The 6,618-nt window shown below is 34.8% G+C and carries 4 protein-coding genes; 3 read left to right on the top strand and 1 reads right to left on the bottom strand.

Going from position 1 to position 6,618, the window contains the following annotated elements; genetic code table 11:
* Positions 1-543: 543 nt before the first annotated feature.
* Positions 544-1,230, bottom strand: a complete 687-nt coding sequence (locus VFM92_RS14750) for a DUF6962 family protein (RefSeq protein WP_325122999.1) — start codon at positions 1,228-1,230, stop codon at positions 544-546.
* Between the two features lie 142 nt (positions 1,231-1,372).
* Between VFM92_RS14750 and VFM92_RS14745 the strand changes: the two genes are divergently transcribed.
* From VFM92_RS14745 to secDF, 3 genes are all read left to right on the top strand, one after another.
* On the top strand, positions 1,373-2,596 hold the full coding sequence (locus VFM92_RS14745; RefSeq protein ID WP_325122998.1) for a HAMP domain-containing sensor histidine kinase: 1,224 nt from the start codon (positions 1,373-1,375) through the stop codon (positions 2,594-2,596).
* Positions 2,597-2,773: 177 nt separating this feature from the next.
* Positions 2,774-3,124 (top strand): hypothetical protein, encoded by a 351-nt coding sequence (locus tag VFM92_RS14740; RefSeq protein ID WP_325122997.1) that lies wholly within the window; start codon positions 2,774-2,776, stop codon positions 3,122-3,124.
* A gap of 244 nt (positions 3,125-3,368) precedes the next feature.
* A complete protein-coding gene (gene secDF, locus VFM92_RS14735) occupies positions 3,369-6,353 on the top strand; it encodes a protein translocase subunit SecDF (RefSeq protein WP_325122996.1) in 2,985 nt (994 codons plus the stop codon).
* The last annotated feature ends 265 nt before the right edge of the window (positions 6,354-6,618 follow it).

Below are 6,618 nucleotides of genomic sequence, written 5' to 3'. Positions count from 1 at the left end.
TTGGGTTTTACGAAACTTACTTACGGCTGACTAATGCAACACAGCCATCATTATTTTAACAAACCGCCCTGTACCGAACGGTACGCAGGGTGGTGTGAGAGGACGGATAGGGAAATAATCCCTATCTTCCTACTCGATTGTTCTTTTTAAACTGAATTAGTCAAATACAGTGGATTATTAAAAGTTAATATTAGACCACCCCGTCCTTCGGACACCCCTCCTTTCCGTAAGGAGGGGAGCTACTTCGAGCAAATAGATCCTATATATATCTGAAATTGAGTATTTTATCTATTTTTTAAGATTAAGTTTTTTTTTCTTAGGCAAACTGCTAATTTTTAGCACGCTCTGCTGCTCCCCTGTTTTAGGGGTGCTGTCCGAAGGACTGAGGGGTTTAATTTCACATTGCGAGGTCGTTGCGCCTTTGCGGTTCCCGACTAAAGTGCGGGACAAGTATTGCGAGAGTCAACTCAAGCCTTTGGCTTGTTTTGGTTTTCGGCTTTGCCCAAGCTTAGAACTTTTTAGAAATGTTAATTTTGATTAGCGCTAAACCTTCTCTTTAACTTTTCCTTCGTTTATTTTGATTCGCTTCACCCCTCCATACATATAAATCGTTGCCACGGCCATCATCACATGACTCAAGCATAAAAAATTAAACCACTCATGGATATTAAATTTTGTGGCAAAGGCCAATGCAGAAAGCGCAGCAAAGCCAATTCCTGCCATAATATATTTTGAAGCCTCATTTTTGGTTTTATAGAGTAGTAAAGCCTCAATTGTAAACACTACAAACATTAATCCATATCCTGAGTGAAGTTGAACGTAGAAAAAATCTAAGGTGAAAAGTACTAATCCTAAGAAAATTAGAAACTCAATGATGTTGACTATCCCCATTATTTTGACGTACTTTTTATTGAGCACAATACGAGTATGTTCAATCGCGCCTCTTTCAATAAGCATAATGGCAAACATGCTGATAATCCATCCTACTAATTTCCAGGCTTTGCTGAATTCGTAATAAAAAGCATGACCAATTAATCCTCCAAATGTGGTGGCTAATCCCATAATTAAAAAATAGTATTTGAAATAGGTGAAGACTTTGCCTTTTTTGTGAGACTTTGCCATTTTGTAGAAGTAAAGAAAGCAAAGAAAACTTACTAAAAGGTCGGTAAGGGTAACTATGGGTTCGTCAATTCGAATTCCCCATAATTCAATTTGCACAATTTTATCCATGTAGTATGTATCGAAAAAGTTCAAAAATGGTTACTTATCAAAATATATCGAAATTATTCAATTATTATTTTAATGACCAAAAGTAATAAGACATATTTTTTCCGTTATCTTACAAAATTTTTAATTTGCCCGAAAACTATTAATGGTAACTCCCTCTGAAAACCCATTTATGGGTAATGCTTCTTCCTTTTATCAAAGCAGGGCTGCTTTAAAGTGGGTGGCACTCGCTTTTTCCGTGATTATTGGTTTTGCTTCCGTATTGTATACCAACAGCATTGTGGAAGAATTAAAGGAAAGAGAAGAACGTTATATTGAGTTGTTTGCTAAAACTTTAGAATTCACTAGCGATCAAGACAATAGTGAAAACTTAATTTTCATTTTTCAAGAAATTGTAACCCCTAATAATTCAATTCCAGTCATAGTGGTGGATGCTAATGGCAACCCAAATGTTTATAGAAATATAAAAATGGATAGCAGTAAGCTGAATGAAGAGGAAATTCAGCAGGTTTTGAAAAAAGAACTTGCTATAATGGAGCAAGAATATGAACCAATTGTTATAGCTGGTGCAGATCCTGAAAACCCTGCTGATAATCAATACATTTATTATAGAAATTCAGATTTAATTTATCGACTTCGATATTATCCATACATTCAGCTTTCTGTTATAGCTGCATTTGTGTTTTTCGGTTATGTTTCCTTTTCGTATTCCAGAAAAGCGGAACAAAATCAAGTATGGGTCGGACTGGCAAAAGAAACAGCGCATCAATTAGGTACGCCATTATCATCCTTAATGGCGTGGTTAGAAATTATGAAAATTGATGAAGATATTAAAGATAAAGAAGTCACCACGGAATTAGAGAAAGATATTAGTAAGCTTGAATTAATCACTGCAAGATTTTCTAGTATAGGCTCAGTACCAGTTTTAAAAGATGAAAATATATCTAAAATTATTCAAGGGACAGTTAACTATCTTCAAAAGAGAACCTCTAAAAAGGTTACCATCAATTTTATTTGTAAGGATGATCTGATTGCTGCCGATATTAACAAACCACTTTTCGACTGGGTAATAGAAAACCTTTGTAAAAATGCAATTGATGCGATGAGTGGAGAAGGTGAGATCAATATTACCTTGAAGGAAGGGAAATATGGTGATGCGCTCATCGATGTACAGGATAATGGAAAAGGGATTCCATCAGGCAAAATAAAAGAGATATTTCAACCAGGGTTTTCCACTAAAAAACGAGGCTGGGGTCTTGGACTGACCTTAGCCAAAAGGATCATAGAAAATTATCACAATGGAAAGATAACGGTGAAAGAGTCTGTTGTAAATAAGGGAACAACCTTCCGAATAATATTAAGGAGATAATATTGGTGTCAAGTATTGTACTTAAAATGAAAAGATATTCCTTCTGGCTTTAGTGCTTAATAAGAATAGTAATTTTTTGAATCCCTGAAAAAAGCCATGAGTTTAGTTTGGAATCAACATCATCGCAAATAATTATATTGATATTCCTGAATTTTAATTACTTTTGCTTTCCAAAGAATGAAAAGAACACATAACATAACATCCATAAAGCAAACAGGTAGTCTAATATTTGGGCTGGCTATGGTAATGTTATTGTTTTTTCAACAACCTTATATTTCAGTAAATTCTGATAAGGTAGAAAAAACGGAGCAAAAAGAGGAACAAAAGCCAAATGCTGAATATCGCGTTTTAGCCTATGAAGTGCTTTTGCCAGTTATGCATTTTAATTTATTCCACTCGTTTGACCTTTTATTAGAAATTTCGATTCCAATTAGTGAAGGCTTTACGTTGCTGGGGTTTGTTGAAAAAGCTTACCATAATTATTTTCACACGCTTTTCCAGCTTATAATATCCCCTAACGCACCCTAATATTCTTACTAAAGCGAAATCCAAAACTTTTCGCTCCGCACAATTACAAAAATAATAACCGATTAAATTTCACTAAATACTAATAGAGAATTGATAATGCGCTGCATTACAATTTTTAATCAATAACCTAAATACTAAAATGACCATGAAATGAGCATAAATTTTAGAATCCTCAACATATCAAATGAGGAGGAATAAAATTTATCGAATTCCATGTGTCAACTTAAAATTAAAACATATACACATGAAAAATAATGGATTTATTGTGTTTATGACAATCTTAGTTACAGTTTTATGTATCTACTATTTGTCATTCACATTCGTTTCGAATAGTATAAAAAATGATGCCATAGCCTATGCAACCGGTGAAGATGGCACAGTAGATTTTTCTAAAAGGCAGCAATATTTAGATTCAATTTATAATGTTCCAGTTTATAATCTTTTAGGTGCTGAATTTACTTACAAGGAAGTTCAGGAAATGGAATTGAATCTAGGGCTAGATTTGCAAGGTGGTATGCACGTGACTTTGGAAATTTCTCCGGTGGATATTATCAAAGGCCTTAGTGGAAATAATCAAGATGAAGCATTAATTAATGCGCTGGAAACTGCAAGAGAAAGACAAAATACAAGTCAGAGCACTTTTGTAGATTTATTTTACCAGGCATTTCAAGAGCAAAATCCTAACAAAAAACTAAGCGAATTTTTCGCTACTTCTGCCAATAGAGATAGAATCAGTTTTGAAACAGAAGATAGTGAAGTATTAAGAATTATTCGTGCAGAAGTGGATGATGCAATTGATCGTTCTTTCAATATTTTAAGAACTAGAATTGACCGATTTGGTACTTCTCAACCTAATATTCAGAAGTTAGAGAATACAGGTAGAATTCAAATTGAATTACCTGGTGTTGACAATCCAGAAAGGGTGAGAAAATTATTGCAAGGTGTTGCCAAATTGGAGTTTTTGCAAGTTGTGGAAATCAATGAGGTATCAGAAGCACTAGCTGCTGCAAATGAGCTATTAGTTGCTGAACAGAAAATGAAGCAAGCGGAGGAGTCATCAACAGATGAAGCTACTACGGAAAGCTCAGAAGAAGAGAGCGGAAGTCTTGCAGATTTATTGCAAGCCGATGGAGAAGAAGGACTAGAATCTGATTCCACTGAATCTAATCTTGATTCTCTGGAAGGAAGCGAGAATGTTTCGCCACTTTTTAGTCTTTTAAAAAGTCAATACGGCCTAGTATATGATATTACAGATACAGCACAAATTAATGACATCATCCAAAGAGAAGATGTACAGGCATTATTTCCAAGAAACACGAGATTGCTTTGGGATGTAAAGCCAAGAACCCTAGATGACGGAACTGAGCTTTTGGAGCTGTATGTAGTAAGAACTCAACGTGGAAATCAAGCATTGTTGACAGGTGAAGTAGTAAATGATGCCAGACAAACTTTTGATGATGTAGGACAACCAGCTGTTGATATGAGCATGGATGCGACTGGTGCTAGAAAATGGGCGAAAATCACTAGAGAAAATATTAATAATAGAATTGCAATTGTTTTAGATAACTATGTGTATTCTGCACCTATTGTGAACCAAGAAATTCCTAATGGTAAATCAGTCATTTCGGGTAATTTCACGATTGAAGAAGCTCAGGATTTAGCGAACATCTTAAAAGCAGGATCTTTACCAGCGCCAACAAGAATTGTTGAAGAAGCCATTATTGGGCCAACATTAGGTAAAGAAGCTAGAGCTCAAGGTATTCTTTCTATCGTAGCAGGTTTGGGAATGGTATTGATTTTCATGGTAGCCTATTACGCGAAAGGTGGTTTGATTGCCAATATCGCACTGGTGTTTAACGTATTCTTTATCTTAGGAATTTTAGCACAATTAAATGCTGCGCTTACCTTGCCGGGTATTGCAGGTATTGTTTTAACGATTGGTATGTCTATTGATGCGAACGTTCTGATTTTTGAACGGATTCGAGAAGAGATGAGGGAAGGCTCTCCTTTATTGAAAGCGATTACGTCTGGATATTCAAAAGCCTACAGTTCTATTGTAGATGCTAACGTGACTACTTTCTTAACTGGTGCCATTCTATATTGGTTAGGCCAAGGTCCTGTTAAGGGATTTGCGATTACCTTAATGATAGGAATTGCTTGTTCATTCTTTTCAGCTGTATTTATTACGAGAGTTATCGTAAGCTGGATGAGTAAAAGAGGAGACGAAAGTAAAATTTCTTTTTCTACTCCATTCTCTAAAAACGTATTGAGTAATGTTTCATTCAACTTTATAAATAAAAGAAAGATGGCCTATATCAGTTCTGGTATTATAATTTCAATCGGTATCGTATTGATGGTCACTAAAGGATTGACTTTAGGTGTAGATTTCACTGGAGGTCGTTCTTATATTGTAAGATTTGCTGAACAAGTTGAGACTACTAAGCTTAAAGTTGCACTAGATGGAAAATTGGAAGATGCTGGAACCGAGGTGAAGACTTATGGAGCTAATAATATTCTGAAGGTAACTACTTCTTATTTGGTTAATGAAGAATCAACTGAGGCGGACAATACAGTGAAAACAAAAATTATTGAAGGAATTGCGGAAGCTACAGGAAAAGAATATGTGACCACTGAATCAGCTATGGGTGATAATAATTTCACCATCAGTGGTTCATCCAAAGTTGGTGCAACCATTGCAGATGATATCAGGAATTCTTCACAAGAATCTGTAATTTTTGCACTAATCGCTATTTTCATTTATATCTTAATTCGATTTAGAAGATGGCAATTTGGTTTAGGAGCAGTTGTTGCTTTATTCCATGATACGTTATTCGTATTATCAGCTTTTGCAATTGCAAAATTATTTGGCTTCTCATTTGAAATAGATCAAGTATTTATTGCGGCTATCTTAACCGTGATTGGTTATTCAATTAACGATACGGTGGTGGTTTTTGATAGGATTAGAGAAACATTGGGAATTAAATCAAAAGCAACTAATGAGGAAACCTTCAATATGGCAATTAACCAGACAATCAGTAGAACTTTGATGACTTCAATTACTACTTTGTTAGTAATTTTAGTACTATTCATCTTCGGTGGAGAAGTATTAAGAGGATTTTCTTTTGCTTTATTGGTTGGTATAGTAGTAGGAACTTATTCTTCTATTTTCATTGCAACCCCTGTTGTTCTAGACTTAGCAAAGAAAAAACGAAAAGTAATAGAAGCTTAATTTATAGTTAACTAAAATAGAAAAGCCGAATTAGAATTATCTGATTCGGCTTTTTTTATGCTTCATGATTTTTGACAATTTTTCCTGACTTCCGCACTCATTTTTGAATAATTTCATAAGTTAGTGATATACAGAGGTTAAGGTGTTTTTGATTTGGTATTTTGGGTGTTAATTTTATTGAATATCTTTGGTTTCTATGTTTTTACGCAAACTCAAATCGAAGAATGGTAAGACCTATTTTCAGGTAGTTGATAAGAGTTCAGGC

The sequence above is a fragment of the Marivirga sp. genome (genome assembly GCF_035704835.1).
Taxonomy (GTDB): Bacteria; Bacteroidota; Bacteroidia; order Cytophagales; family Cyclobacteriaceae; genus Marivirga.
The sequence above is the reverse complement of the archived record's forward strand: the minus strand, read 5'-3'. Positions and strand labels throughout refer to the sequence as shown.

Excerpts from the sequence above, each read along its gene's own strand:
- VFM92_RS14750 (WP_325122999.1), bottom strand. The coding sequence starts at position 1,230 with ATGGATAAAATTGTGCAAATTGAATTATGGGGAATTCGAATTGACGAA.
- VFM92_RS14745 (WP_325122998.1), top strand. The coding sequence starts at position 1,373 with ATGGTAACTCCCTCTGAAAACCCATTTATGGGTAATGCTTCTTCCTTT.
- VFM92_RS14740 (WP_325122997.1), top strand. The coding sequence starts at position 2,774 with ATGAAAAGAACACATAACATAACATCCATAAAGCAAACAGGTAGTCTA.
- secDF (WP_325122996.1), top strand. The coding sequence starts at position 3,369 with ATGAAAAATAATGGATTTATTGTGTTTATGACAATCTTAGTTACAGTT.